Here is a 26,746-nt window from a genome sequence, read left to right as displayed (position 1 = left end):
TGCTTCAATCGCTGCGCATTCCCCCGGCCGTCAGGCTATCTTCGTTATCTCACCGCAGCGCCGGAGACCGCCGTGACGATGTATTTCTGGAAGAACAGGTAGACGATCAGGATCGGGGCACCGGCGAACACCGCCTGCGCCATCAGGAAGCCGATGCCTTCGGACTGGGCGAAATTGGTCTGGGTCGAGGCCATGCCGACCGTCAGCGTGAACATGTCCTTCCTCGTCGCCGAAATCAGCGGCCAGAAGTAGTCGTTCCACGCGCCGAGAAAGGTGAAGATGCCGAGCGTCGCCTGCGCAGGCAGCGTGAGCGGCAGAAGCACCTTCCAGAAAATTCTGAGCCGGCTGGCGTTATCGAGCATGGCGGCTTCGTCCAGCTCCTTCGGGATGGCCTTGAAATACTGGGTCATCAGGAAGACGCCGAACGGAGCCGAAAGGCCCGGCAGAATGAGCCCTTGATAGGTGTTGTGGAACTTCAGCATGCTGAAGATCTGGTGGCGGGCGACAAGCACCGCCTGTTCCGGAACCGCCAGGCCGAACAGCACGATCACGAACAGCACGTCTCGGCCGGGGAAATTCAGCCGCGCAAAGCCGTAGCCGGCGAGCGACGACAGGATCAACGTGCCGAGCGTCAACCCGCCCGAGACGATGATGCTGTTGCGCACCCAGATGAACACCGACGAGGTGCCGACGGTGTTGATGTAGTTCTTCAGCGTATAGGGCGCGTGAAACACCGAATTCGGATCGGCCATCAGCTCGGTATTGTCCTTAAGCGACAGGCCGATGACCCACAGAACCGGCGCGATCATGGCGATCGAAAGCAGGATGACCAGGGCCAATAACACATGGTCGCCAAATGCCCGGCCTTTGATGGAAGCTGTGGCGCTCATGCCTGGTCTCCCCTGCTGCGTGTCACCAGGTACTGGGCCATGGCCGCGACCAGGATGAGGATGAACAGGATTTCCGATGCCGCGGCGCCCAGGCCGAGATCCCAGCGACGGAATGCGGTATCATAGATGTAGAGCACGATCGGCTTGGTCAGGTTGTTCGGACCGCCGCGCGTCATCAGCCAGGCCTGGCCGAACAGCTGGAATTGCAGCACGATCTGGATGATGATCACCAGGATGAAGGTCCGCTTGATCGACGGCAGCGTGATCGAGCGTAGCGTCTGCCAGCGATTGGCATTGTCCAGCGCTGCCGCCTCGTAAATATCCTGTGGAATCTGCTGAAGCGCCGAGAGAAAGAGCATCATCGGCAGGCCGATGCACCACCAGATGGTGGCAATGGCGATGCCGATCATCGCAAGGCTGGGGTCGGAAATGAAGGCCGGCGCGGTTGCGCCGAACCATCCGTAGATCGTCGACAACAGGCCGACATTCGGAATGAAGACGATGCGCCAGATCAGCGTGACGATGGTGACCGACAGCACCGACGAGGAAAAGAACAGCGTCCGCAAAACCGCGGCAGTGCGCGTGCGGCGGTTGAGGCAAAGCGCCAGGAAAAGGCCGATCAGCGCCAGCGTCGGCACCGTCAGAAGCACGAAGTAGAAGGTATTCCAGATCGATTGCAGGAAGACCTTGTCGTGATACAGCCTGGCGTAATTGCCGAGACCGACAAAATTTCCGGACGAAAACGTGTCGGCCTTGTGGAAACTCAGCCACATCCCCCAGAGCAGCGGGAAGAGCAGCAGCGTGGTGAAGAAGAACAAGAATGGCGCAACGAAAATGAAGTTTCGCCATTGCGGCGCATAGATGTCGGCGGTAGGGGCTCTGACGCCGACAGCAAGCGTCGCGGTCGGGGACGTCGCCAGCCGGTCAACCATCTCAGGCCTCCCTCGCATGCCAGGCGCGGCCGGTCTCGTTGAACAGATGCGATTTCTGGCCGTCGAAGGCGAGCCCGATTCTGTCGCCGACGGCGACGCGGCTGTTGCCGGCATCGGAGCCGACGATCTGCTGGCCATCGCCCAGCCGCGCGTAGATCAGGGTGCGTTCGCCGAGCCGCTCGAGCACATCGACGACGCCGTCGGCATTGCCCTGTCCGGCGGCAACGATGCGCACGTCTTCCGAACGGATGCCGAAAGTGTAGTTGCCGTCGGTCAATTGGCTGGAGGCGATCTCGGTCTGCACCGAGATGCCGTCCGCAAATCTGGCCGTGGCGTTCTTGCCCGATCTGTCGAGTATCGCATCGACGAAGTTCATCGCCGGCGCACCGACGAAACCCGCGACGAATTTGGTCGCCGGGCGTTCGTAGATCTCCATAGGGGTACCGATCTGGTCGATCTTGCGATTGTTCATGACGACAATGCGGTCGGCCAGCGTCATTGCCTCGACCTGGTCGTGGGTGACGAAGATCATCGTCGATTGCAGCCGCTGGTGAAGCTGGGCAAGCTCGATGCGGGTTCGGGTGCGCAGCGCCGCATCGAGATTGGAGAGCGGCTCGTCGAACAGGAAGGCCTTCGGCTCCTTGACGATCGCACGGCCGATCGCAACGCGCTGCCGCTGACCGCCGGAGAGCTGGCCCGGCTTGCGATCGAGCAGATGCGGCATTTCGAGGATGCGGGCGGCTTCGTTGATGCGCGCCTCGATGACCTTGCCTGGTACGCCGATATTCGCAAGGCCGAAGGCCATATTGTCGCGCACCGTCATATGCGGATAAAGCGCATAGGACTGGAACACCATCGCAATGCCGCGCTTGCCCGGCGGCAGATGATCGATGCGCTCGTTGTTGATGGCAATCTCGCCGCTATCGACAGCTTCAAGACCGGCGATCATCCGAAGAAGCGTCGATTTTCCGCAGCCGGACGGCCCCAGGAACACGATGAATTCGCGTGCCCTTATGGAGAGCGACAGATGATCCAGCACCGTCATGGCACCGAACTGCTTGCTCACGTTCCTGATCTCGATATCGGCCGTCACGTCGACGCTCCTCCTCAGCGTTTGCGCTTTCTCGATGATCCGCCCGAACTCAGAGCCTCAGGCGTATGAACTGGTAGGAATACGCCGGCAGCGACAGGTTTAGTTTGCCGCCGGCGACTTCGGCGCCCTCACCCTTCCTGGGGCTGACATTGCCAGGGTTTTCGGCCGAATTGACGGCTTTCAGATCGGCGTGTGCCATCACCTGGTGATCGACGATCTCCGCCGCCCCGAAGCCGGAGAGGTCGACCACTGTTTCGATTGCCTCGCTCGAATGGCGGTTGACGGCGAAGAAGGTGACGTGGCCGGTTTGCCTGTCGTGCACGCCGGCAACATCGACATAGGCGACGTCGCCCGCAACGCTGGATCTGTAGGTCGGGCTTTCCACCTTGAGATCCAGCGCATTGCCGCGGCCATAGTTGGAAGCAAACAGATAGGGATAAAAAATCGTCTGCCGCCATGCCGGACCATTCGGAACGGTCATGATCGGCGCGATGACATTGACCAGTTGTGCCAGGCACGCGATCTTGACGACGTCGGAACGGCGGATGAAGGTGTTGAGGATCAGGCCGACCTGCAGCACATCCTCGAAATTATAGATGTCTTCGAGCAACGGCGGGGCGAACGGCCAACCGTCGCTGCCGCCGAGTATCTTCTTGTCCTGCTCCTTGGAATGGTACCAGACGTTCCATTCGTCAAACGAGATGTAAACCTGCTTGTTGGAGCGCTTCTTGGCCTTGATATAGTCGATGACGCCGGCGACCGAGACAATGTAGGCGTCGAGCTTTTCGCTCATGGCGAGATAGTTCGGAGCGTCGTTGGCTTCGTTGTCGAAATACATGTGCAGCGAGATGTAGTCGACCTCGTTGTAGGTATGGTCGAGAACCGTCGCTTCCCATTCAGGGTAGGTGGGCATCTTGGCGTTCGAAGAGCCGCAGACCACCAGTTCGAGTGACTTGGAGAAGGCGCGCATGGCCTTGGCCGTCTCATGCGCCAAGCGGCCATACTCGTCCGCGGTCTTGTGGCCGATCTGCCAGGGGCCATCCATTTCATTGCCGAGGCACCAGAGCTTGACGTCGAAGGGCTCCTTGCGGCCGTTGGCGATGCGCTTGTCGCTCCATTTGCTGCCGCCGGGATGGTTAGCGTACTCCAGCAGGTTGCGGGCTTCGTCGAGGCCGCGCGAGCCGAGATTGACGGCAAGCATCATCTCGGTGTTGGCGCAGGTGCACCAATCGGCAAATTCATGCAGGCCGACTTCGTTGCTTTCCGACGTGTGCCAGGCGAGGTCGAGCCGCACCGGGCGCTCTTCCTTGGGGCCAATGCCGTCTTCCCAATTGTAGGCTGAGACGAAATTGCCGCCGGGATAGCGGACGATCGGAACATTGAGTTCCCTGACGAGATCGATGACGTCCTGACGCATGCCGTTGGCATCCGCTGTCGGATGGCCGGGCTCATAGATGCCGGTGTAAACTGCCCGCCCGAGATGCTCGATGAAGGATCCGTAGAGTCTCGGATCGATCTCCGAGACAACAAAATGCGGATGTGCCGTAACGGCTGCCTTCATGCATTCCTCCCATCGATATCACAAATGATGATTTAAATCACCTTGCCCGATATCAAAGAGGAACTGGCAACCCTTCGTCAAGTCAAAAATGCCCAAATGTAGGACAATTAGACCAACGCTTTGGCACAGCAGAAAGCCAAACAGTTGAAGTTGCTGCGTTATCTTCAGAACCCGATTTCATGATATCAACCAGTTTTGATCCTGAGCAGAATGTCCTGATCGTAGTTTCCAAAGCCCTTGCCGAAAATGTTGATCCCGCCGGGGCGCTCGGCGTCGTCCTTGACGCCGATACGGACGCGGATTGAATGATGGCTCTTTAGATCGAGAGCGGCGAGGCCGGTTTCGGAAATCCTGAGACCGTCGACATAGGTGCCGTCATTGGCAATTCGCCAGTTCTTCAGCTTGCCGTATTGCGAGCCCTTGAGCTTCCACCAGGAGGGCGTGAAGACGCCGCGCTTGTCGCCGAAATCCCCCGGCGACGTCCAGGTGCCGACATCGACACCATTGATCGTCAGCGTGATGTCCGAGGGCCAATCGGCGCTGGTGCCCGGCACTTCCGAAGACAGCTCTATCGCCACTTCGAGTCCGGTGATCTCGGCATTGGCGAGCTTGGCATTGTTGGGGAACTGGTATTCGACAAAACCGCGCGTGAACCACAGCAAACCGGCTTTCATGCGATCCGGATCAAGGAAAGTGTTCGGCACATCGAGCAAGCCGATGATGCCGTCCGGCGAACAAAGGCCGCAGGGCGCGGTAACCTCAAAGCCGGTGTAAAGCCCGATCGGCATCGACACTTCGATCGCATCGTTCTTGACCGCACGGTATTCGCTCTTGAACACGACAAGCACTTCTTCGGCCGTCGGATAACAGATTTTCTGACTGCCTTTCTTCGCTTTCAGGTTCTCGGTTCGGATCAGCCCCGCATCCTCCAGCACCTGGATGTTGGTTGAGACGGTCGACTGCGGCAGCGACAGCACGGCGGCGATTTCGTTGATATTCATCGGCCCCTTTTCATGCAGCAGTTTCAGCATCGAGATCCGCGCCGAGGAGGCAAGCCCTTTGAGCACGGCAATGCCTTCCTCAGGTTCAATCACCAGAAAATTGCGACTCATGAAATTGCCCGGCTCACGCGAAATCCATATTCGAAATTTACCCTGTATATCGAGATAGCTGATTTAATCAATGCGCAGGCGGAACGCCGGGCAATTTGTTGAATCCGGCAGGGCGAGGGTCAACCGGTGGCCCTGCACAGAGTTTGTGCTGGAGTCACATGCAGAGTGGACACCTGAACGCCGATCGCCCAATCTAGTCCCAAGCCGAGCCCCGGTGATGGCGGCTTGCACATAAATTGGTGTGGACGGGTCGTGACCAAAGGGTGGAAATTATACGATCAGCGACTGGCCTGGGTCCTCGTCGCGCCTGTGCTTATACTGCTTACCCTGCTTCTGCTGCTGCCGATCGCGATGATGACGGTCTACACGTTTTTCACCTTCGTCACCGCCGGAGTTGAGTCGGCGGTGCTGACCTTCGATAACTGGAAGGAATTCCTCACCGACAGCTACTATCACGGCTTTCTTTGGAAGACCGTTCGCGTCGGCGCCATCACCGCGGTGATCTGCGCGATCCTTGGCTATTTCCCCGCCTATTTCATCTGGGCCACGACCTTCAGGCACAAATGGCTGCTGTTGCTGCTGCTCATCGTGCCGTTCTGGATCAGCTTCACCATCCGGACGTTCTCGTGGATCCACATCCTCGGCGAACAGGGGCTGATCAACGTCGCGCTCATCAGGCTGGGCGTCATCGACGAGCCGTTGCCGATGCTCTACACCGAGGGCGCCGTCATCATGGGGCTGCTGCATTTTCTGCTGCCCTACATGATCCTGAACGTCTATGTCAGCCTGGAAAGCATCGACCGCACGCTGATCGCCGCCGCCCGCTCGATGGGCTGTACCAGCGCGCAGGCGTTCCGCGAAGTGACCTTGCCACTATCGATGCCGGGGCTGGGCGCTGGGCTGCTGCTCTGCTTCGTGCTGGCGGCCGGTTCCTATGTGACGCCGCAGCTGCTCGGCGGTAGCCGCGATGCGCTGTTCGGCAACCTGATTTACGATACCATTATGGGGCAGCTCAATTGGCCGATGGGCGCAACGCTTTCCATCGTCCTGTTCGTCCTGCTCGGCGCCGCCGCGGCCGCCTACAGCCGCTATATGGGCCTGTCGCAGATCATGAAGGGCCTCAGCGCATGAGAGCGGATCATCCCGATCGCGAAGGCAGATGGGCCTGGCGGCTGACCGGCGTGGTCACGGTGTGCGTCTACATCTTCATGTTTGCGCCGATCCTCGCCACGGTCGTGCTTTCCTTCAACGCCTCGATGTTCGGCGGCTTTCCCCTCACCGGCTTCAGCCTGCGGTGGTATGAGAAGCTGCTCACCAACGAGCCGGTTCTCGACGCCTTCCGGACATCGATGTGGATTGCCCTGGTAACGGCAACGGTGACGACGCTGCTCGGCATCATGGCGGCATTAGCGCTGGTGCGCTTCGAGTTTCGTGGCAAGCAGGTGATCAACACGCTTGTCATTCTTCCCGCGCTGGTCCCTGAAACGATACTCGGCGTCGGCCTGCTGGTCATGATCAAAGCCGTCGACCAGCCGCGCAGCATGACGCTGCTGGTGCTCGGCCACATTCTGCTCACGCTCCCCTACGTGGTGCTGATCGTCCAGGCGCGCATGGTCGGCATAAAACGTTCCTATGAGGAGGCGGCGCTGTCGCTCGGGGCGCCGCGTGTGTCGACATTCCGCGAGATTACGCTGCCGCTGCTCATTCCCGCAGTGCTTGCCAGCGTCCTGCTCGCTTTCACGATTTCGTTCGACAACACTTCGGCCAGCCTGTTCTGGCGGCCGGCGGGCGTCGAGACCATGCCAACGCAAATCCTTTCGATGCTGAAGATCTCGATCAGCCCCGAGGTGAACGCGCTCGGAACCGTCATGATCCTTTTGACGGTCGGCATTCCCTTGGCTGGCGGGCTCATCCTGCAAAGCCTCACCTGGTTCAAGGCAGGCAAGTGAAAATGAAAATGGGAGAACGGAAATGAAAGTGACAACCACCAAACGACTGGAACGGCTCAACGAACGATATGCCGATGGCGACATCAGCCGGCGATCATTCCTGACGCTGACGGCCGCCGCTGCCGCCGCCACCGGACTTTCCATGCCCTGGATGGGACGGGCGCTGGCCGCGGTTTCGGAAGTGCGCTTCGACGGATGGGGCGGCGTGGTGCAGGAAGCGATCGATAAGTACGCGTTCCAGCCCTACACCGCCAAGTCCAAGGTCAAGGTCGTCCAGGGCACCTTTGGCGACGAGAACGAGATCATCACCAAGATCAAGACGTCGAAGCCGGGCGACTTCCAGATCGTCCATTCTTCCGGCGTCAACTACTACATCAAATACGTCAATGGCGGTTTCAATTCGGAGATCAACGAGGCGAACATCCCGAACATGGCAAATGTGCTGACCGCCATGATCGAGCCCTTCCGCAAGATCACGCCAAAGCTGTCGGCTGTGCCCTATGATTACGGCACCACCGGCATCGCCTACAACAACAAGGTCATCTCGCCGGAGGAAGCCAAGGAAAAGGGCGCCAACCTGCTTACCGACAAGAAATATGCCGGCAAGATCGGCGGCTACGCCGATATGACGACGCGCGTCTGGTATGCGGCGCTGCAGACGAAACAGGATCCCAACAACATCCAGGACATGGATGCCATCTGGGCCAAGGTTCGCGAGACCCGCGACCTGGCCAAGAAGTTCTGGAGTTCCGGCGCGGAACTGATGGACCTCCTGTCGCGAAACGAGATCGTCGTCACCGACGCCTGGTCAGGACGTGTCGCCGCCCTGCAGCAGCAGGGCCAGCCAATCGGCTATCTCGACCCTGCCGGCTCATACGCGTGGATGGAGGACATGCTGGTGCTCAAGGGTTCGCCCATGGCCGAATGCGAGGAACTGATCAACTTCATGCTGGATCCGGCAACCTCGATCGCCGTCGCCGAGGGCCAGAACTATCCGCCATCGCTTGACCCGACCAAGGTGAAGCTGACCGACAAGATCGCGGCACTTCCGGCCTTCGACCCGACCGGATCGATGAAGTCGTTGACCTTCGCCGATCCGCTCTACTGGGCGAAGAACGAAGACGCCTGGACCAAGCAATGGGACAGGGTGTCGAAAGGTGCATGACGACGACAGCCACGACCGGCAGCCTCGGCCTGCGTCGGCCGGGGCCGCTGGCGACCCGCTCGCCCAAGGCGAGAGGCAGCCGACAGGAAAGCCTGCGGTCGAGTTTCGCGACATCGATATTTTTTATGGCAAGTTCGCCGCTGTGCGCGATTTTTCACTGGCGATCCGCAAGGGTAGTTTCGTCACCTTGCTGGGGCCGTCCGGGTGCGGCAAGACGACGATCCTGCGATCGATCGCGGGCCTGGTCGACATCTCCAGCGGCCAGATCTCGATCGGCGGAAAGCGGGTCGACGACATCCCGATCTACAAGCGCAACATTGGTCTGGTGTTCCAGAACTACGCGCTCTTTCCGCACAAGAACGTCTTCGACAACGTCGCATTCGGCCTGAAATATCGAAACGTGCCGAAACCGGAAATCGTGCGCCGGGTCAAGAAGGCGCTGGACATGGTGCGGCTGCCCGGCAGTGAGACAAAGCTGCCATCACAGCTCTCTGGCGGCCAGCAGCAACGCATCGCACTGGCCCGCGCCATCGTCTTCGAGCCGGAAGTGCTGCTGCTGGACGAGCCCTTGTCGGCACTCGACGCCAACATGCGCGAGGACATGCGCGTCGAGATCAAGAAAATCCAGAGGGAGACGGGCATCACCGCTATCTTCGTGACGCACGACCAGGAAGAAGCTTTGTCGATGTCCGACCACATCGTTGTCATGAATGCCGGCCTGATCGAGCAGATCGGCTCCCCCGCGCAGGTCTATGACCAGCCGGCCACCGCATTCGTCGCCAATTTCCTTGGCAAGGCCAACATGCTGCCTGGCAGCGTGACAGTGATGGACGGCAAGATGGCGACGATCGCGCTGGCCAGCGGCCATGTCGTAAAGGCGGCAGCGCCGAAGGCGCTCGCGACCGGCAGCGCGGTCACCGTCGTCGTTCGCCCGCAGAAGCTTACCGTCGGTACCGTCGGTGCTGCCAACAGGCTGGCGGGACGGATAGTCTCGACCTCCTATCTGGGCGGCAATGCGGTCTACGAGATCGACATCGGCGCCGGCACGCTGGTGCGCGCCAACACGCTGATCGACGGCCAGCCGCTGCGTGAAGGCGAAATGGTCGATGTCTGCTTCGATCCTCTGGGCTGCGTGCTTCTCGACGCGCAAGGCTTACGCATCGCGTAGCGAGGCAGAACTGAGCCGTTCAGTCTTTCGCGTCACCCTTTGGCCCGAGAAACCGCGCATAGACCTCACCGAGAATACCGCGCCGGAAAACCAGCACGCAGACCATGAAGGTCAGGCCGGTGGCGATGGTCACCGGAAAACTCGAGGTGGCGAGCGTGTTTTCCAGGCCGACGACCAGACTGGCCCCGATGATCGGCCCGACCATGGTGCCGATGCCGCCGAGGAGCGTCATCAGGATCACCTCGCCCGACATCTGCCAGGTGACGTCGGTGAGCGTGGCAAACTGAAAAACGATCGCCTTGAGCGCGCCGGCCAGCCCGGCCAATGTCGCCGACATGACGAAAGCCGCCAGCTTGTAGTTGGCGACGGAATAGCCCAGCGAAATGGCCCGGCTTTCGTTTTCCCGGATGGAACGCAGGATCATGCCGAAAGGCGAGTTGATGATGCGCCAGATGGCGAACACGCCGATCAGGAAGACTGCCAGCACGAAATAATAGATGTTGATCGAGACGTTCAGGTCGAGCATTCCAAGCAGCCTACCACGCGGCACGCCCTGGATGCCGTCCTCACCTCCGGTGAACGGTGCCTGCACGCAGAAGAAGAAGAACATCTGCGACAGCGCCAGCGTGATCATGGCGAAATAGATACCTTGCCGGCGGATGGCAAAGAAGCCCATCACAAGGCCGAGCAGCGCGGCTCCCAGGACACCGAGCAGGATGCCCGCTTCCGGCGGCCAGCCCCAGACCTTGACCGCATATGCGGTGAAATAGGCCGCCCCGCCGAAGAACGTCGCATGGCCGAAGGACAACAGGCCGGTGTAGCCGAGCAGAAGGTTGAACGCGCAGGCAAACAGCGCAAAGCACAGCATCTTCATCAGGAAGATCGGATAGATGAAGAAAGGCGCCGCCAGCAGCGCCACGATGCCGAGCCCGACCAGCGCCCATTCAAGCCGTGCGGAATTCTTGGCACGCGTCTCGCGAAGGGTCAGTTCGGCCATCTCAGGCATCCCTTCCGAACAGGCCGGCTGGCCGAACCAGAAGCACGATGGCCATGATGACGAAGACCACCAGATTGGAGGCTTCGGGATAGAAAACCTTGGTCAAGCCTTCGGCGAGGCCAAGCATGTAACCGGTGACGATCGCCCCAAGGATCGATCCCATGCCGCCGACCACGACAACGGCGAAAACGACGATGATGAGGTCAGATCCCATCAGCGGGCTCACCTGATAGATCGGCGCGGCTAGAACCCCCGCAAGCCCGGCAAGAGCGGCGCCAAGGCCGTAGGTGAGGGTCAGCAGCAACGGCACGTTGACGCCGAAAGCCTGCACCAAGCCGGGGTTCTCCGTTGCCGCGCGCAGATGGGAGCCCAGCCTGGTCTTCTCGATCAGCGCCCAAGTGCCGAAACAGACGATCATCGAGGCAACAACCACCCAGCCGCGATAATTGGGCAGGAACATGAAGCCGAGATTGGTGCCGCCGGACAGCAGCGGCGGCACGGAATAAGGACTTCCCGATACGCCATAGTAGTAACGGAATACCCCTTCGAGCACGAGCGCGAGGCCAAAGGTGAAAAGTAGCCCGTAGAGCGGGTCGATGTCGTAAAGCCTCGACAGCGCCAGGCGCTCGACCACGACGCCGAAGCCGCCGACGATCAGCGGCGACAGGATCAGAGCCGGCCAGTAGCCGATGCCGAACCTGGTGAGAAGCAGATAGCCGATGAAGGCGCCGAGCATATAGAGCGCGCCGTGAGCGAAATTGATGACGCGCAACAGGCCGAATATGACAGCCAGGCCCAGGCTCAACATTGCGTAGAACGAGCCGTTGATGAGGCCGACCAGCAATTGGCCGAAGAATGCCTGAAGGGGTATTCCGAAGATCATCGTCATGGCGCCATCATACACCCAGCACTTCATGCAGCAGCGTCATGCGATCCGGCAGTTCGCCGACCGGAAAGGCCGCCACGACCTTGCCGTGCTCCATCAGGTAGAAACGGTCGGTGACGCGGCTGGCAAAGCGGAAATTTTGCTCGACCAGCAGGATCGTCATACCGCGCTTTTTCATCGTCGCCAGCAGATCGCCGATGCGCTGCACGATGACCGGAGCCAGGCCCTCGGTCGGCTCATCGAGAAGCAGCATTTTCACGCCGGTTCTGAGCATGCGCGCGATCGCCAGCATCTGCTGCTCGCCGCCCGAGAGCCTGGTGCCGGGGCTGTTGCGGCGCTCCTTCAGATTGGGGAAAAGATCGAATATTTCCTCCACGCTCATGCCGCCTTCGGCGACGATCGGGGGCAGCACAAGATTCTCGTCCACGGTCAACGTCGCGAAGATGCCGCGTTCCTCCGGCACCAGGCCGATGCCTTGCTGCGCGGTCCGATGCAATGGCAGGCGCATCAGATCCTTGCCGTCGAAAAAAATCTGGCCGGTCCGCTGGCGGATCAGCCCGATGATGGCGCGCAATGTCGTGGTCTTGCCGACGCCGTTGCGGCCCAGCAACGTCACAGTTTCACCTGGAAAGACCTCCAGATCGACGCCGTGCAGCGCATGGCTCTCGCCATACCAGGCGTTGAGGTCGCGGACTGCAAGAAGCGGCGCGGCGTCAGTCATCGGCGGTGCCCATATAGGCGACCCTCACCCGCTCGTCGCGGCTGACCGTGGGGTAGTCGCCGGCGGCAAGGATTTCGCCGCGCTGCATGACGGTTACCCAGTCGCAAAGATCGGCCACCACCGTCAGATTGTGCTCGACCATTAGCACGGCGCGATCCCTGGCAACCGAGCGGATGATGTCGGAAACCGTGCGCACGTCCTCATGCCCCATGCCGGCCATCGGCTCGTCGAGCAGCAGCACTTTCGGCTCGAGCGCCAGCGTCGTGGCGATCTCGAGCACACGTTTCCTGCCATAGGAGAGATCGGCGGCGGGCCTGTTCTTGGCATCGTCGAGGCCGACAGACCGCAAAAGCTCCTCGGCGCGCGGCGTCAATCTATCGAGCGCCGACAGCGAGCGCCAGAACTGAACGCTGAGCCTGCCCGGTCGCTGCAATGCAACGCGCACATTGTCGAGCACGCTGAGATGCGGAAACACTGCCGATATCTGGAACGAGCGCACCAGGCCCATCCGCGCGACCTTGGCCGGCGAGGTGCGGGTGATGTCGTGGCCGAGCAGTTCGATCCTGCCGCTGGTCGGCGGCAGGAACTTGGTGAGCAGGTTGAACACGGTGGTCTTGCCGGCGCCGTTGGGTCCGATCAGCGCGTGAATATTGCCGTGGTAGAGGTCGAGATCGACATTCCTGACCGCAACAAAGCCGGCGAAGTCACGCCGCAAACCGCGGGCGGAAAGCACTACCCGCGGCCGATCCGGTTCAGGCGGCGCCATCGGTCCGCCAATCACTCGCCGGCCGTGGGACAGCCGCTCTCTTTGGCGCTAAGGAACGCCTCGTTACCGGGGATCGTGGCAAGGGGTTTGTAATAGTCCCACTCCTTGGTGCTCTCACTCGGCGACTTGACCTGATAAAGATACATGTCGTGAACCATGTTGCCGTCGGGCTGCACTTTGCCGTTCGCCGTAAAGACGTCGTTCACCGGCATCGAATGCAATTCCTTGGCGACCGCCTCGGTTCCATCGGTGCCGGCTTTGTCGATCGCCTTCAAATACTGTGTCACCGCTGAATAGGTGGCGGCCTGGATCATATTCGGCATGCGGTTGGTGCGCTTGAAGAACCGCTGGGCGAACTCGCGGCTCTTGTCGTCGCGATCCCAGTAGAAGCTTTCGGTCAGCACCACGCCTTGCGCCGCCTCGAGACCGAGCCCATGCACCTCGGCCAGCGTGAACAGAAGTGCTGCAAGCCGCTGACCGCCCTGCACGATACCGAATTCGGCCGCCTGCTTGATCGAATTGGAGGTGTCGAGGCCGGCATTCGCCAGGCCGATGACCTTGGCGCCCGACGATTGCGCCTGCAGCAGGAAGGATGAATAGTCGGTCGAGCCGAGCGGGTAACGCACCTCGCCAACCACCTTGCCGCCATGGCTCTCGACGAACTTTGCGGTCTGCTCCTTGAGCGAATATCCGAATGCATAATCGACGGTGACGAAGAACCAGCTGTCGCCGCCTTGCTGGACGAGAGCGCCACCGGTCCCCACTGCCTGCGAATGCGTGTCGTAGGCCCAGTGGAAGCCATAGGGCGAGCACTGTTTACCAGTTAGCTCGGTGGTCGCGGCGCCGGTGACGATATCAATTTTCTTCTTTTCCTTGGAAATCCCCTGGACGGCGAGCGCCACCGAGGAGGTGGTGAGTTCCATGATGGAATCGACCTGTTCGGTGTCATACCACTGCCGCGCAATGTTGGAGGCGATGTCCGGCTTGTTCTGGTGGTCGGCGCTGACGATCTCGACCGGCGCACCTTGCACCTTGCCGCCGAAATCCTCGACCGCCATCTTGGCGGCCTCGACCGACCACTTGCCGCCGAAATCGGCATAGACGCCCGACTGGTCGTTGAGAATGCCGATCTTGACCTTGCCGTCGGAAATCTCGGCGGCTGCGGCAGGCATTGCAGTCGCTGCAAGAAGCGCGGCCGAGACCAGGTACGATATCTTCATTGGTGACTTCCTCCCTTATGGTCGACAACCGAGCAACATGTCGGCGGCTGCCTGCTGCGACACGAAGAGTGGCCTCCCACATTCCATCCTCTCCGGCGCAAAATCACGCAGCGCTGTACGGCCGCCGTCCTCAAATCGTAGCATCGCTCGGCAACGCGAGAACAGTTACTTTAGTATTAGGCATCCGCGATGCCCGGCCGCCGAAGCGCAACATAGCGCCGGATCGTGCGGCGTCCAGATCGGCCTCTATTCTCGCCGAAGCAACGATTACGGCTGACGGTCCGGATATCGTTGAACGAGAATTCCCCTCGTCAGCCGTCGGCTGGATGATGGCAGGCGACCAGGCGGCCCTCGCCGATGCTTTGGAGAAGCGGGCGCTCGCTGCGGCAGATCGGGGTGGCAGCTGGGCAACGGGTGTGGAACCGGCACCCCGAGGGTGGGTTCATCGGGCTGGGCAGGTCACCCTTGAGCACCAGCCGGCCGCGCCGCGCCCGGTCGATGCCGGGTATCGGCACGGCGGAACGCAGCGCCGCGGTGTAATGGTCGCCCGGACATTTGCGGCAATCGAGGAAAATCCGACCGTCTATCACACCATGAATGGTCCCAATGAGTTCCACGTCATCGGCACGATGCGGGACTGGACCATCGTCGACCGCCTGCATCGGATCGAGACGCCGACCCTGGTCTTCCGCGGCTTCTACGACGAAGCGACCGAGGCCTGCGTCCAGCCCTTTCTGGATCTTATTCCCTACGTCGAAGGCCTGGTCTTCTCGAATTCCAGCCACATGCCGCAGGTCGAGGAAAAGCACGAGTGCCTCACCGCCGTCGGGCGCTTCCTGGCCAAACACGATTGACGTTCCAGCATCCGGCCTTCTGCTCCAACGGATCGTCGACACGGCGCAGTGGTCATGAAGGCCGGCATGGCCCGAATCAGCCTGCCTTCACCTGTACTGGCTTCCCGTCGCTGAAAAATCTGACGGACGCGGAGTGAGAGGGACCCCCGGCGCCGGTGGGTATGGAAACTATCGCCTCCAAGTTTCGCTAAACACGTTGCAACCGAATTGATTAGCCGTCGTTAAAGTGCGGGTGATCTAGCGGGGCATGGGGAGGCTTTCATGCAGACGTATCTCGTCGAGCGTATGGACGGCGACGATGTTATATCGGTGCGCGTTGTCAATGCGCCGAGTCCGTTCAGAGCCGCAGCTATGATGACGGGCGGGCGTATTACCTTCCGAACGTGGGAAAAGGATTGGATTCGCGTGACCGACGAAAATCGGGGACAGATCTATGCATATTGTTTCGTCCCCGGCAGCTATTCCGACACCGAAGCATCCCCTGTATCGCCCGGGAGAAACACAGAATAGGCAATATGCCTGCGTAGCGGCAATTCCGTCTTCGGCCCACCTTGGTCTTCGATCCCGCCTTGGCATGTGTCCAACAGGCGTTGCCAACTTGGCACAAACGCCAGTGCTTGCCGTGTCATGCGCACCACGGCAGCCAGCGAGCTCGGCATGATTGGCTCGGCCGCGGCTTGCGAAACAGGCGAAGGGCATCATCAGAATGATCGATGAAAAGATCGGGGCGGGGGGCGATAAGTGACCCTAATCTTAACGTAGGCAACTCATGTCTTCGGCATATTTGGGATCAGAAGTCGCGGATCAGGATCTAGCGGTGGATTGTCAGACAACGACCTCCGATAATTGGTCAAGTGTCCCACAATACGCACTGGATCAGGGTGGTTCCGTACTGCGCCCATTTCAAAGATTGGGCGCCGATTTTGCCAACATTGCGGCCTTCGAGCACCTGAGAAATATCGTCCGCCAGTACCCCGACAAGCTTGCGATCAGCGACGGCGCCAATCGTCTGACCTATTCCCAGCTTCTCCGGTCAGTCGAGACGCTGTCCTACCAGATCGCGGCGGCCGTCCCAGATGGACAGGCGATAGGGATTCTTCAGGCCAACTCAGCCTGGTATCCCATCGCCATGCTGGCAAGCATGGCGGCTGGGCGCCCTTCGGTGCCGCTGAACGCACGAGATCCTGGCTCGCGGATTCTTGAAATCGTGGCCGGGGCGCGACTCTCAGCTATTCTGGGCGAGGGCAATGTCCGACCCGACGGTTTGCCTCACCGGGTCAGTTGGATCGATGTGTCGACCAGTGCGGCCTCGCAGGGTGGGCAAGTGCCTCAGTCTTATTCCGCCTCGGTCGATGCGCCCGCCATCGTGCTTTATACGTCAGGAAGCACGGGCCGGCCCAAAGGCATCGTTAACAGCCAGCGCAGCTTGCTGTGCCGGGTCCAGCAATATGTCGATGCATGCCACATCAACTCGGATGATGTTTTCCTGCCATTGACCGGACCCGCCACAATCGCCGGGTGCCGGGAGATTCTTGCAGCTCTTCTCACCGGCGCCACCTTGCATCTGGTCGAAGTCGAAGCGGTCGGCTTGCGCGCCGTGCAACGTCTGGTGCGATCCGCGGGCGTGACAATCACCTATCTGGTGCCGGCACTGCTTCGCGCGCTCATGGCAGACGGACCTGCGGAAGCGTTTCATTCACTCAGAGTCGCTCGGATCGGTGGCGAGAAGGTGCCGTGGAGCGACATCGCCCTGCTGCGCAAGGCCGTCTCCGATACGTGCCTCATCCAGATCGGTTACTCGTCGACCGAGACCACGGGCTCGCAATGGTTCCTGCCGCGAGACTGGCCGGAGCATGGAGATTCGGTTCCAGTTGGCTGGCTACTGCCTGGCATCACCTTTGCAATTGTCGACAAAGCGGGCCGCCGCGTTCAACCGGGCCACCGCGGAGAGCTTCTGATCAGGAGCCCCTATGTCTTGCTTGGCCATTGGGAGGACGGGGCGGTTGTGCAGGCAACATCAGACCCGGACGATCCAAGCCTTCGGATTTTTGCGACGGGTGACCTCGTTCGACTTGATGACCAAGGCCTACTGCACATCGTCGGTCGCAAGGGGCGCCAGGTAAAGATCAATGGTCGACGCGTCGAGCCAGCCGAACTCGAACGGGTGCTGCGTTGCGCACCCTCTGTTGCGGATGCTGTGGCAATCGTGGCTGCGGCGAATGAGCTTGTCGCCTTTGTTGTTCCTCGGCGCTCGGCCGAAGCGGCCTTTTCAGACGAGCTTCGCCAGCTTGTCAGGTCCAATCTGCCGCCACCGCTGCGTCCCCTGCGGTTGCACACGATCGCCGAGATGCCGCGTCTGCCGAGCGGCAAAGTCGACATCACGACACTTGCAGACATGGATCTTTCAGCCAGAGAGACGGCAGCGATCGAGCGTCCGCTCGAGCCGCGAGGCAAGCTGACGGCGCAGCAGGTCGTCCAGCGGGCATGGACCAGCATTCTTAATACGCGGGTGGCGGCAGGACGCTGGGATGACGCCGGAGGAGATTCACTGAAGCTGCTGCACTGCGTCATGGAAATCGAAAGCGCTATCGGGCAGGAACTCGGTCTTGAGGCCTTCACCGTCGGAATGAGCCTGGACGAAATGGTCAAGGCGGTCGTGTCTGCACAGGCAGGCGACCAAAGCGCGCGCGCCGAGAAGCACGACCCTCCCATTCTTTTTCTGTTCCCGGGGTCGGTCGGCTATGGCCCGAGCCTTGCTGCCTTTGCAGCAGCGATGGGCAAGGTCACCCGCGTTGCCCCGATCAGGTATCCGGCCCTGGCTCTGATACTGCGCGGGCAAAACAGCCTCGCCGACATGGCCGATGCCGCCGTCGAGCAGATCCGCCGCACTCAACCTTCGGGTAACATACGACTTCTTGGCCATTCGCTCGGCGGCGCTGTTGCTTTCGAAGTTGCGGCGCGGCTGCTGGCCGCGGGGCGAACTGTAAAGTTCCTCGGCATCCTCGACACCAGCCTCGTCGGCGAGCGAAGCGCCTACTTGGAGACGTTTACGCGCACATTCAATCGAATCCGGACCAACCGCGTATCCGCTTCCCGGATGGCTTGCCGCGCCCTCGCGAAAGTCGCCGTGAAAATGCGGCGAGAGGCGCAACTGGTCCGGTTTCTCGATCGCTACGCTCAGGGACAATTCAATGCGACGAGCTTTAGAACCAAACTGGAACTGCAGGAGGTTTTGCGAGCACGGGCCTTCTTCCAATGGCTGACAGAGCCGAAGCCGGCGCTGCCGATCACCGGCACCCTGTTTCGCTGTGCTCGACCCGGAATGACTCTGGCCATCGGCTGGGATCGCGTTTTCGCCCATCTGGACGTGATTCCGATCGTCGGCACCCATATCGACCTGGTCATAGAGCCTCACCTCGCCACCAACCGTCCCCTTATCGAGAAAGCGGTGGCGCAAACCTATTCGCCAACCGAGTCTCGCAAACTGGAGTACAAGCCATCGACCTGATCTCAACATTCGGCAAAGACGCCCTGGTGCTCGACGCTGGCGCGGAAGTCGATCGCATCGTCCAGATCTTGCGCCAGCAGGTCTTTGGCACGCTGCGACGTCGAGGGGTGGTTGTCGGCCTCTCAGGCGGCATCGACAGCTCAGTCGTCGCGGCGTTATGTGTTCGCGCCTTTGGAAAAGACAAGGTCCTCGGGATATTCATGCCGGAGCGCCATTCCTCCGGCGACTCGCTAAGGCTCGGCCGCACCGTCGCCGCGCAGCTTGGTATCGATACGGTCCTGGAGGATATAACGCCGGCCCTCGAAGCGATCGGCGCCTACAGACGGCAGACCGAAGCAATCAAGACTGTCGTTCCCGAATATGGGGACGGCTGGAAATGCAAGCTGGTGCTCGCCTCGGTTCTCGAGAGCAACGGTCTCAACATCACGCGCCTCACAGTTCAGGATCCCGAGGGCAGGACCGACACGGTGCGTCTGCCGCCGGCAGCCTATCTGCAGATCGTCGCGGCAACCAATTACAAGCAGCGCCTGCGCAAGATGACCGAATACTACCATGCCGACCGCCTCAACTACGCGGTAGCGGGCACGCCGAACCGCCTGGAGTACGACCAGGGCTTCTTCGTCAAGCAAGGCGACGGAATTGCCGACCTGATGCCAATCGTCCACCTCTACAAGACCCAGGTCTATCAATTGGCCGAATATCTTGGGGTGGAGGAAGAGGTCCGGCGAAGACCGCCCACCACGGACACCTTTTCGATGCCGCAGAGTCAGGAGGAGTTCTACTTCGCGCTGCCTTATTATTTGATGGATCTGTGCCTCTACGGCTTGAACCACGGGATAGCCAGCGAAGAGGTCGCTGAGGCAACCGGCCTCACCGAGGCGCAGGTCCAGAAGGTTTTCAAGGATATCGATAGCAAGCGGCGCGCCGCACGTTATCTTCACGCGCGGCCGTTGGTGTCCTCTTCAATGGGCGAGGGCTAGGCGATGTGCGGCATCGCCGGAATTGTGTCGCTGAGCGGCGCCGCGGCTCCCCCTTCCCGGGATGCGCTGATGCGCATGGTGGGCGCGCTGGCGCATCGCGGCCCGGACGAGCGTGGCCTCTACCGGGACAGACGTGCGGGATTGGCACATGCCCGCCTGTCCGTCATCGATCTCGCGAGCGGCCAGCAGCCACTCGCCGGCGCGGGCGACACGATGTGGATCGTCTTCAACGGCGAAATCTTCAATTACGTCGAGCTGCGACAAGACCTGGCCGCGCTCGGTTATCGCTTCCGCACACGCAGCGACACCGAGGTCATCGTCCATGCCTATCATGCCTGGGGCGAGGCCGCCTTCGAGCGAATGAATGGGCAGTGGGCAGTCGCCATCTGGGACTCCGTGGCAGGTCGTCTCGTCCTGTCTCGGGATCGGTTCGGCATCTGCCCGCTGCACTTTTGCGAGCATGGCGGACGGCTTTACTTCGCCAGCGAGGTGAAGGCCATTTTCGCGGCCGATGCGGACATACCCCGCGCGTTCGATCCAGCCGGCATCGATCAGACTTTTACTCTTTGGACTGTCGCGCCGCCACAAGGCGTGTTTGGAGGAGTAAGCGAACTCACGCCTGGGCATGTCCGCATTTATGACCGCGGCGTCGTTCGCGAGCGGGCTTTTTGGAAGCCTGCCTATCCAGAGGTTGACGGGCCTGGCGATGATGAATTCAGCGGCTCGCTTGATGACGCGGTGGAGGAAGTGCGCAGCGCCCTGGAGGCCGCGACGGCGCTCAGGATAGTACGCGCCGACGTGCCGGTTGGCTGCTATTTGTCCGGCGGGCTCGACAGCTCACTGGTCGCCACGCTGGGGAGACGCTTCGCGGGCGAGCGCTTCCAGACTTTCTCGCTGCGTTTTGCCGACGCCGAATATGATGAGACGCATTTCCAGCGCCTGGTTGCCGGCGTGGCCGGCAGCGACCATCATGAGGTGGTTGTTTCGCGCAGCGATATCGCTGGCATCTTCCCTGAGGTGATCTACCATGCCGAGCGGCCAATCCTAAGAACCGCGCCGGCGCCGCTGTTCCTGCTCTCGAGACTGGTGCGCCAGCATGGCATCAAGGTCGTGCTGACCGGCGAAGGGGCCGACGAAATGTTCGCCGGCTACGATTTGTTCCGCGAAGGCAAGGTCCGCCGCTTCTGGGGACGCCAGCCCGCCTCGAAGCGACGCTCCCGTTTGCTGGAGCGCCTCTATCCTTATCTCAGCCGCTCGCCGGTACAGCAGCAAGCGATGGCACGCCAGTTCTTCGGGCGCGACATCCACGCCTGTGACGCGCCTGGTTTTGCGCATGGCACGCGCTGGCGTACCACAAGCGCCATCAAGCGGCTGTTTTCGGCAGACATGCGCGCCCAAACGGAGCGCCATAACGCCGTGTCCGAGCTGCTTGCCCGCCTGCCGTCGGAGTTTTCGCGATGGGGCTCTCTTGCGCAGGACCAGTATATCGAGATCCAGACGCTGATGTCGGGCTACCTGCTGTCCTCACAAGGGGACAGGATGCTCATGGCTCATTCCGTCGAGGGGCGCTTCCCGTTCCTCGACCATGAACTCGTGAGGCTCGCGAATTCGCTTCCGGCCGCCTACAAGCTGCGTGTGCTCGACGAAAAGCATGTGCTGAAACGTGTGGCGCAACCGATCGTGCCGTCGGAAATCGTCACCCGCAAGAAACAGCCTTACCGGGCCCCCAACGCGCTTTGCTTCGTCGCAGATGGCGCTCCGGCCTACATTCGCGAAGCACTTTCGGAGGCGGCGCTGCGCGAAGCGAACGTCTTCGATCCCAAATCGGTTACCCGGCTCCTGAGCAAGTGCCAAGCCAGCGCCGGCGGCGGCGACCTGTCCAACTCCGACAATATGGCGCTGGTCGGAGTGCTGTCGACACAGCTTCTCCATCGGCAATTTATCGCGAGCCGTCCAAGTGGGGCTCGCACGCTCAAGCTCAGCATCGATATCGACCGCGAGCATCGTGAAGAGGTGCTCGCATGATGCATGGCGCCGTACCCCTCCTGCACGACTATCTCACCAACTCTGCCAGCCGGTTCGGCGCCAAGGTGGCCCTGGTGTGCGGCAATCAACGTGTCACCTATGGCGATCTCGACATGCGCTCGAACGCCGTAGCGCACCATTTGACCGAGGCTGGAATTGCGCGTGGCGATCGAGTGGTGATCTTCGCCGACAACACTGTCGAGGCCGTCGTCGCTTTCTGGGCGGTGCTCAAGGCCAACGCCGTGGTGTGCATCGTCAATCCGCTCACCAAAAGTGACAAGCTCGATTATTTGCTCAACGACTGCCGCCCGACCGCACTGATCACCGACAAACACCTGCACTCGATTTTCAGGGACCCGGCGCGGAATTGCCCATCGTTGCGCCGCATGATCGTCTCCGGGCCGATCGAACGCAACGACTTGCAAGAACTGCCGCATGCTGTGCGCTGGGATACTGCGGTCGCGGCAGCCCGCAGCACGCCGCCCGCGCGCCGCTGCATCGACATCGATCTCGCTGCGATCATTTATACGTCCGGCTCGACGGGCGAGCCCAAGGGCGTGATGCTGACGCATCGAAACATGATCGCCGCATGCGCCTCGATTTCCTCATACCTGGCGCTTGCCGAAGACGAGGTGATCCTCAATGTCCTGCCGCTCGCCTTCGACTACGGTCTTTACCAGATGATCATGGCGTTCGGCGCGGGCGCCCGGCTGGTGCTTGAGCGTTCGTTCGCCTTCCCGGCGCAGATCCTTGGGCTGATCAAGCAAGAAAGGGTGACGGGCTTTCCCGGCGTACCGACCATCTTTGCCGCACTCGGGGAGCTCAAGTCTCTGAGGGATCAGGATTTTTCGAGCATTCGCTATGTCACCAACACTGCGGCCGCCCTGCCGCTCAAGCACATTCTCCTGCTGCAGGAGCTGTTTTCTGGCGCCCGTATCTATTCGATGTACGGCCTTACCGAATGCAAGCGCTGCACCTACCTGCCGCCGGACGATCTTGAGCGAAAGCCGTTGAGCGTCGGGATCGCCATCCCCAACACGGAAATGTGGATTGTCGACGAGCATGACAGGCGGGTCGGACCCGGCGTCGTTGGTCAGCTCGTCATCCGCGGAGCGACGGTGATGAAGGGCTATTGGGGCAAGCCGGAGGCGACAGCCAGAAAGCTCAAACCCGGACCGCTGCCGGGTGAGCAGGTCCTGTACACCGGCGACTACTGCCGGATGGACGCCGAGGGCTATCTCTACTTTGTCGGTCGCGGCGACGAGATCATAAAATCGCGCGGAGAGAAGATAGCGCCGAAGGAGGTGGAAAACGCGTTGATGAACATTGCCGGCGTACGGGAAGCCGCGGTCATCGGCGTTCCGGACGAGCTGCTCGGGCAAGCAGTGAAGGCGTTTGTCGTGATGGAGAAGGGAAGCATGCTCGGCGAAAAGCAGTTGCAGAAAGAGTGCCAGAGACGGCTGGAAAACTTCATGGTTCCGAAGTCCATCGTCATCGTACCCAGTCTGCCGATGACCGACACGGGCAAACTCAAAAAAACGGCCCTGTCATGAGTCGGCACCAGAGCGAAGTTGATCAGCATTCATCTTTTGTACCGGAGGCGAAATCAATGTTATCTACCAAGGATAGAACCGATACCTTCAGTGAACAAATTCGCGCTTTCCTGGCCTCGAATTTCTATATAGCCGATCCGGACAGTCTGGAGAGCGACACCTCGCTTCTCGACCAGGGCATCGTGGACTCGACGGGGGTGCTCGAGGTTATCGGCTTCATCGAGGAGACCTTCGGCATCACGGTCGAAGACAGCGAGCTGCTGCCCGAGAACCTCGATTCCATCCAGGGAATTGCGCGATACGTTATGCGCAAGAGAAACTGATTGCCGAAAGCCCGCAGCTCTGTTTCAAATCCCCGGCTGTTTTAAGCCGCGACAGCGCGTCTGAAGCCTGCCGCGACTGTGGCGCTTATGCCTGCGCCTTTGTATGTGCCACAACCACCCGGCCCTCGCCGGCTGGATTGGTGACTGACCGGATACTCTCATAGACCTTGGAACGCTCGAGCAAACTCATGACCTGCCGGTCCTGGCCAAGGCCGACCTCGAAAAGCAGGATGCCTCCGCGCCGCAAATAACGCGGCGCCTCCTTGAGCACCCGCATGTGGATGCTCAGGCCGTAGGGGCCGGCTGCGAATGCTTCACGCGGCTCGAGTTCGACCAGATGCGAACGGTCGCCCTCGAGCCGTTTTTCCGAAATGTAGGGCGGGTTGCAAACGACCACATCGATCGTGCCGTCAAGCTCCAGGCCGGAGAAGGCGCTGAACAAGTCGCCCTGAAGCACCGTTACCCGCTCCTCCAAATCAAGATGGATGACGTTGCGGCGCGCGACCTGCACGCATCCGTCGGTAAGATCGCTTGCCCACACGCGCGCGGTGGGGGCGTGGTGCGCGATGGCGCACGCCAGATTGCCCGCCCCACAGCACATGTCGACAACGCGAGGTACCGGCAAGTTCAGTTGGCTCAGAACATCGAGAGCGGCGTTGCCGAGCAGTTCCGTTTCCGGTCGAGGAACAAGCGCACCGGGCGAGACGAGCAGCTGCAGTCCCATGAAGGTGCTGCGGCCCCTGCCATAGGCATCGGCGACATTGATCTCTTCGCTCACGACACTCGCCTCCCGTTTTATCCGGCGTTGGTGGCCGACAATGGCGCACCGATAAAGTGTATCTTAAAACCGCTTAACTCTCGATCGACAAAATCAAAACCCATCCCGCCTCAGACGCTTTGAAGCCCTGATGCTACAAAGATGACCATAAGCTTCTGCGCCGTGTCATGATTAGGAATATCTCCTTACTCGAGCCGGTTATCCCCAGGCTGGCGAGCCAGTTGCCGAATTCTCAGCCTGGCGTCACGATTTTGCTACATTTTAATCAAAGAAGGCACATATGTAAGCAATTCGTAATGTTCCAGCAGCGGGGCGGAGCTGCTGCTTCCCGGAAGGTTAAAGTTTGTCCCTCATCGAAAGAATCGACGAGATTGCGCGGCAATTTCGCGTCAACGAGCGCGCATCATGAAGTCGACCAAAGAGCGCTCGCTCGATCTACGCTCCGCAATGTTTGGCTGTGTGCACGGCCTCGTCGGCGTAGGCGTTTTCTCCGCATTGATAAATATCCTCGCCTTGACCGGCTCCGTCTACATGCTCCAGGTCTACGACCGCGTGCTGCCTTCGCAGAGCGTGCCGACTCTTATCGGATTTACCGTCGGGATGCTGGGACTTTACGCGGCCTACGGGCTCCTCGATTTCGTGAGGCTTCGCCTGTTGGTCCGCATCGGCAGCCGCCTGCATAAAAATCTGCAGCAAAAGGCGTTTGCAGCCTCGCTTTCCCTGCCCCTCGTCGCCGGGCCGGACGCGAACCGGGTACACCCGCTTCGTGATCTGGACCAGCTACGTGGCTTTCTTTCCGGGCTGGGGCCGACGGTCTTATTCGATGCTCCCTGGATACCATTTTATATGGTGGTCATCTATCTGCTGCACCCCGCCCTTGGCGTGCTGGCAACGCTCGGTGCATGCGCCGTTGTTTTTTTGACGGTGGTTGCCGAGATCATCGGCCGCAAACCTGCGGCTCGTGCATCTGAAACACTCGTGGCGCAGCGGCTGCTGGCGGATTCCGGCCGCCGCAATGCAGAGGTCGTTCAGGCGATGGGCCTGTCTGCTCCGCTTAGCCGGCGCTGGAACGAGGTCAGTCATCTTTATCTGAAGAACCAGGAACGGCTTTCAGACGTCGTCGGCGCAGCAAGCTCACTGTCGAAGACACTGCGAATGGCCTTGCAATCATGTGTGCTGGGGCTTGGTGCTTACCTTGTGATCGGGGGCGAGGCCTCGCCCGGCGTGATCATTGCATCGTCCATTTTGCTGGGCCGCTCACTAGCGCCGGTCGATGTGGCCATTGCAAACTGGAGAGGGTTTCTGGCAACCCGCAAGAGCTATTCCGAGCTGGCGGCAGCGCTGGATGCCTTTGTTAGCCAGCAAGAGACAATGGAACTGCCGCGCCCAAAGGCGGAGCTTGCGGTCGAAGATTTGACTGTCGCGCCACCAAGCCTGCAGAAGCCAACCATCTTCAATGTAAGCTTCCGCTTGGCAAGAGGCGCAGGGTTGGCGGTCGTCGGCCCGAGCGGCTCCGGCAAGACCACGCTCGTGCGCGCTTTGGTCGGGGCGTGGAAGCCGCTTCGTGGCACGGTAAGATTGGACGGCGCCTCGCTCGATCAGTGGAACTCAGAACTGCTCGGCATTCATATTGGCTACCTGCCACAGGACGTTGAGCTGTTCGACGGGACGATCGCCGATAACATTTCGAGGTTCGGCGGCAAAAGCGACGCAAAAGGCGTGCTGGCAGCTGCCAAGGCTGCGGGCGTGGACAAGATGATCATGCGTCTTCCGCAGGGTTTTCAAACACGCATCGGAGAAGGCGGCGCGGCCCTTTCGGCTGGGCAGAGGCAGCTCGTCGGGCTTGCCAGGGCACTTTACGGCGATCCCTTCCTCGTCGTTCTTGACGAACCAAATTCCAATCTGGACGCAGACGGCGATGCTGCTTTGGCCGGCGCAATCCTGGCTGTGCGTCAGCGCGGCGGTATCGTGATCGTCGTTGCGCATCGCCCCTCCGCTCTCGTCAACATCGATCAGGTACTCGTCCTGTCGAACGGGATGCTCCATTCGTTCGGCTCGCGCGAAGACGTTCTGGCAAATGTGGTCCGGCCCTTCCCGCGTCCGGACAAGCCAAACATTGTCGTTCCGCTGCAGCACGGTGCAAGCGGGCATGCGTGAGGTATTGCTTAGTGTCTAACGTGACCATGTCGTCATATGCTGCGGTTGGCGGCGAAGGCCAGCCGACCGGGGCGAAGCCGGAGTCGGATGGCATTCGAGCCAATCTAC

At 60.6% G+C, this 26,746-nt stretch carries 23 protein-coding genes and 1 pseudogene; 12 read left to right on the top strand and 12 right to left on the bottom strand.

The window, feature by feature from the left end:
• Positions 1 to 44: 44 nt before the first annotated feature.
• The 5 genes from NKH50_RS16550 to NKH50_RS16530 all read right to left on the bottom strand — a co-directional run bounded on the left by NKH50_RS16550 (position 45) and on the right by NKH50_RS16530 (position 5,588).
• Entirely contained in the window at positions 45 to 890 is an 846-nt protein-coding gene (locus tag NKH50_RS16550; RefSeq protein WP_352879880.1) for a carbohydrate ABC transporter permease, read from the bottom strand.
• Positions 887 to 1,822, bottom strand: a complete 936-nt coding sequence (locus NKH50_RS16545; RefSeq protein WP_352737326.1) for a carbohydrate ABC transporter permease — start codon at positions 1,820 to 1,822, stop codon at positions 887 to 889. The genes NKH50_RS16550 and NKH50_RS16545 overlap by 4 nt, the downstream gene beginning before the upstream one ends.
• A gap of 1 nt (position 1,823) precedes the next feature.
• On the bottom strand, positions 1,824 to 2,915 hold the full coding sequence (locus NKH50_RS16540; RefSeq protein WP_352704757.1) for an ABC transporter ATP-binding protein: 1,092 nt from the start codon (positions 2,913 to 2,915) through the stop codon (positions 1,824 to 1,826).
• Positions 2,916 to 2,964: 49 nt separating this feature from the next.
• The gene (arfA, locus tag NKH50_RS16535) at positions 2,965 to 4,476 is read right to left on the bottom strand and encodes an arabinosylfuranosidase ArfA (protein WP_352879877.1); all 1,512 of its coding nucleotides are present in this window, start codon (positions 4,474 to 4,476) and stop codon (positions 2,965 to 2,967) included.
• Between the two features lie 185 nt (positions 4,477 to 4,661).
• On the bottom strand, positions 4,662 to 5,588 hold the full coding sequence (locus NKH50_RS16530; RefSeq protein ID WP_352507219.1) for an ArsR/SmtB family transcription factor: 927 nt from the start codon (positions 5,586 to 5,588) through the stop codon (positions 4,662 to 4,664).
• A 309-nt stretch (positions 5,589 to 5,897) separates the two neighbouring features.
• Here NKH50_RS16530 and NKH50_RS16525 point away from each other — a divergent pair, with 309 nt between their 5' ends.
• Genes NKH50_RS16525 through NKH50_RS16510 form a run of 4 tightly spaced genes read left to right on the top strand, consistent with a single transcriptional unit; the run spans position 5,898 to position 9,870 of the window.
• The gene (locus tag NKH50_RS16525) at positions 5,898 to 6,719 is read left to right on the top strand and encodes an ABC transporter permease (RefSeq protein WP_502906870.1); all 822 of its coding nucleotides are present in this window, start codon (positions 5,898 to 5,900) and stop codon (positions 6,717 to 6,719) included.
• Complete coding sequence (locus tag NKH50_RS16520) at positions 6,716 to 7,537, top strand: ABC transporter permease (protein ID WP_352879875.1); 822 nt, start codon at positions 6,716 to 6,718, stop codon at positions 7,535 to 7,537. Before NKH50_RS16525 ends, NKH50_RS16520 begins: the two co-directional genes overlap by 4 nt.
• A gap of 22 nt (positions 7,538 to 7,559) precedes the next feature.
• Positions 7,560 to 8,702 carry an extracellular solute-binding protein gene (locus NKH50_RS16515; protein WP_254819524.1) on the top strand — a complete coding sequence of 381 codons (1,143 nt, stop codon included), beginning with the start codon at positions 7,560 to 7,562 and terminating at the stop codon, positions 8,700 to 8,702.
• Positions 8,695 to 9,870 (top strand): ABC transporter ATP-binding protein, encoded by a 1,176-nt coding sequence (locus tag NKH50_RS16510; protein WP_352737322.1) that lies wholly within the window; start codon positions 8,695 to 8,697, stop codon positions 9,868 to 9,870. The genes NKH50_RS16515 and NKH50_RS16510 overlap by 8 nt, the downstream gene beginning before the upstream one ends.
• 19 nt (positions 9,871 to 9,889) lie before the next feature.
• On the opposite strand, the gene NKH50_RS16505 is transcribed toward NKH50_RS16510, so the two are convergent.
• The 6 genes from NKH50_RS16505 to NKH50_RS16475 form a co-directional block, all read right to left on the bottom strand.
• Complete coding sequence (locus NKH50_RS16505) at positions 9,890 to 10,867, bottom strand: branched-chain amino acid ABC transporter permease (protein WP_352737321.1); 978 nt, start codon at positions 10,865 to 10,867, stop codon at positions 9,890 to 9,892.
• A gap of 1 nt (position 10,868) precedes the next feature.
• Entirely contained in the window at positions 10,869 to 11,771 is a 903-nt protein-coding gene (locus NKH50_RS16500) for a branched-chain amino acid ABC transporter permease (RefSeq protein WP_502906876.1), read from the bottom strand.
• Positions 11,764 to 12,474, bottom strand: coding sequence for an ABC transporter ATP-binding protein (locus NKH50_RS16490; RefSeq protein ID WP_352507224.1), 711 nt, complete (start codon positions 12,472 to 12,474; stop codon positions 11,764 to 11,766). The genes NKH50_RS16500 and NKH50_RS16490 overlap by 8 nt, the downstream gene beginning before the upstream one ends.
• The gene (locus tag NKH50_RS16485) at positions 12,467 to 13,240 is read right to left on the bottom strand and encodes an ABC transporter ATP-binding protein (protein ID WP_352822601.1); all 774 of its coding nucleotides are present in this window, start codon (positions 13,238 to 13,240) and stop codon (positions 12,467 to 12,469) included. The genes NKH50_RS16490 and NKH50_RS16485 overlap by 8 nt, the downstream gene beginning before the upstream one ends.
• Positions 13,241 to 13,251: 11 nt before the next feature.
• Positions 13,252 to 14,460: an ABC transporter substrate-binding protein gene (locus tag NKH50_RS16480; RefSeq protein ID WP_352879869.1), complete on the bottom strand. Its 1,209-nt coding sequence runs from the start codon at positions 14,458 to 14,460 to the stop codon at positions 13,252 to 13,254.
• A 311-nt stretch (positions 14,461 to 14,771) separates the two neighbouring features.
• Positions 14,772 to 15,122: an oligopeptide/dipeptide ABC transporter ATP-binding protein gene (locus NKH50_RS16475; protein WP_352879867.1), complete on the bottom strand. Its 351-nt coding sequence runs from the start codon at positions 15,120 to 15,122 to the stop codon at positions 14,772 to 14,774.
• Here NKH50_RS16475 and NKH50_RS16470 point away from each other — a divergent pair.
• The 7 genes and pseudogenes from NKH50_RS16470 to NKH50_RS16440 form a co-directional block, all read left to right on the top strand.
• A pseudogene (locus NKH50_RS16470) lies at positions 15,003 to 15,314 on the top strand (proline iminopeptidase-family hydrolase); the annotation flags it as partial. The gene NKH50_RS16475 and the pseudogene NKH50_RS16470 sit on opposite strands and share 120 nt — an antisense overlap.
• Positions 15,315 to 15,575: 261 nt before the next feature.
• Positions 15,576 to 15,824 (top strand): hypothetical protein, encoded by a 249-nt coding sequence (locus tag NKH50_RS16465; protein WP_352803004.1) that lies wholly within the window; start codon positions 15,576 to 15,578, stop codon positions 15,822 to 15,824.
• Positions 15,825 to 16,083: 259 nt separating this feature from the next.
• Positions 16,084 to 18,822 (top strand): AMP-binding protein, encoded by a 2,739-nt coding sequence (locus NKH50_RS16460; RefSeq protein WP_502906869.1) that lies wholly within the window; start codon positions 16,084 to 16,086, stop codon positions 18,820 to 18,822.
• Positions 18,819 to 19,802 (top strand): NAD(+) synthase, encoded by a 984-nt coding sequence (nadE, locus tag NKH50_RS16455; RefSeq protein WP_352737391.1) that lies wholly within the window; start codon positions 18,819 to 18,821, stop codon positions 19,800 to 19,802. Before NKH50_RS16460 ends, nadE begins: the two co-directional genes overlap by 4 nt.
• A gap of 3 nt (positions 19,803 to 19,805) precedes the next feature.
• Positions 19,806 to 21,827 (top strand): asparagine synthase (glutamine-hydrolyzing), encoded by a 2,022-nt coding sequence (asnB, locus tag NKH50_RS16450; RefSeq protein WP_352737314.1) that lies wholly within the window; start codon positions 19,806 to 19,808, stop codon positions 21,825 to 21,827.
• Positions 21,824 to 23,380, top strand: a complete 1,557-nt coding sequence (locus NKH50_RS16445; protein ID WP_352737313.1) for a class I adenylate-forming enzyme family protein — start codon at positions 21,824 to 21,826, stop codon at positions 23,378 to 23,380. The genes asnB and NKH50_RS16445 overlap by 4 nt, the downstream gene beginning before the upstream one ends.
• Positions 23,381 to 23,436: 56 nt before the next feature.
• Positions 23,437 to 23,703 carry an acyl carrier protein gene (locus tag NKH50_RS16440; RefSeq protein ID WP_254819389.1) on the top strand — a complete coding sequence of 89 codons (267 nt, stop codon included), beginning with the start codon at positions 23,437 to 23,439 and terminating at the stop codon, positions 23,701 to 23,703.
• 85 nt (positions 23,704 to 23,788) lie between these two features.
• Here NKH50_RS16440 and NKH50_RS16435 read toward each other — a convergent pair whose 3' ends face one another.
• Entirely contained in the window at positions 23,789 to 24,481 is a 693-nt protein-coding gene (locus NKH50_RS16435; RefSeq protein ID WP_352802995.1) for a N5-glutamine methyltransferase family protein, read from the bottom strand.
• A gap of 405 nt (positions 24,482 to 24,886) precedes the next feature.
• On the opposite strand from NKH50_RS16435, the gene NKH50_RS16430 reads away from it, so the two are divergent.
• On the top strand, positions 24,887 to 26,638 hold the full coding sequence (locus NKH50_RS16430; protein ID WP_352879864.1) for a type I secretion system permease/ATPase: 1,752 nt from the start codon (positions 24,887 to 24,889) through the stop codon (positions 26,636 to 26,638).
• Positions 26,639 to 26,746: the final 108 nt, after the last annotated feature.

It is taken from the genome of Mesorhizobium sp. M1027 (genome assembly GCF_040318745.1).
In the GTDB taxonomy this organism is placed as follows: domain Bacteria; phylum Pseudomonadota; class Alphaproteobacteria; order Rhizobiales; family Rhizobiaceae; genus Mesorhizobium.
This window is presented reverse-complemented; position numbering and strand designations above follow the sequence as displayed.

Coding starts and splice junctions, on each gene's coding strand:
- NKH50_RS16485 (WP_352822601.1), bottom strand. CDS start 13,240: ATGGCGCCGCCTGAACCGGATCGGCCGCGGGTAGTGCTTTCCGCCCGC.
- NKH50_RS16520 (WP_352879875.1), top strand. CDS start 6,716: ATGAGAGCGGATCATCCCGATCGCGAAGGCAGATGGGCCTGGCGGCTG.
- NKH50_RS16550 (WP_352879880.1), bottom strand. CDS start 890: ATGAGCGCCACAGCTTCCATCAAAGGCCGGGCATTTGGCGACCATGTG.
- NKH50_RS16545 (WP_352737326.1), bottom strand. CDS start 1,822: ATGGTTGACCGGCTGGCGACGTCCCCGACCGCGACGCTTGCTGTCGGC.
- NKH50_RS16505 (WP_352737321.1), bottom strand. CDS start 10,867: ATGGCCGAACTGACCCTTCGCGAGACGCGTGCCAAGAATTCCGCACGG.
- NKH50_RS16430 (WP_352879864.1), top strand. CDS start 24,887: ATGAAGTCGACCAAAGAGCGCTCGCTCGATCTACGCTCCGCAATGTTT.
- NKH50_RS16530 (WP_352507219.1), bottom strand. CDS start 5,588: ATGAGTCGCAATTTTCTGGTGATTGAACCTGAGGAAGGCATTGCCGTG.
- NKH50_RS16490 (WP_352507224.1), bottom strand. CDS start 12,474: ATGACTGACGCCGCGCCGCTTCTTGCAGTCCGCGACCTCAACGCCTGG.
- NKH50_RS16475 (WP_352879867.1), bottom strand. CDS start 15,122: ATGCAGGCGGTCGACGATGGTCCAGTCCCGCATCGTGCCGATGACGTG.
- NKH50_RS16515 (WP_254819524.1), top strand. CDS start 7,560: ATGAAAGTGACAACCACCAAACGACTGGAACGGCTCAACGAACGATAT.
- asnB (WP_352737314.1), top strand. CDS start 19,806: ATGTGCGGCATCGCCGGAATTGTGTCGCTGAGCGGCGCCGCGGCTCCC.
- NKH50_RS16465 (WP_352803004.1), top strand. CDS start 15,576: ATGCAGACGTATCTCGTCGAGCGTATGGACGGCGACGATGTTATATCG.
- NKH50_RS16460 (WP_502906869.1), top strand. CDS start 16,084: ATGTCTTCGGCATATTTGGGATCAGAAGTCGCGGATCAGGATCTAGCG.
- NKH50_RS16445 (WP_352737313.1), top strand. CDS start 21,824: ATGATGCATGGCGCCGTACCCCTCCTGCACGACTATCTCACCAACTCT.
- NKH50_RS16440 (WP_254819389.1), top strand. CDS start 23,437: ATGTTATCTACCAAGGATAGAACCGATACCTTCAGTGAACAAATTCGC.
- arfA (WP_352879877.1), bottom strand. CDS start 4,476: ATGAAGGCAGCCGTTACGGCACATCCGCATTTTGTTGTCTCGGAGATC.
- NKH50_RS16480 (WP_352879869.1), bottom strand. CDS start 14,460: ATGAAGATATCGTACCTGGTCTCGGCCGCGCTTCTTGCAGCGACTGCA.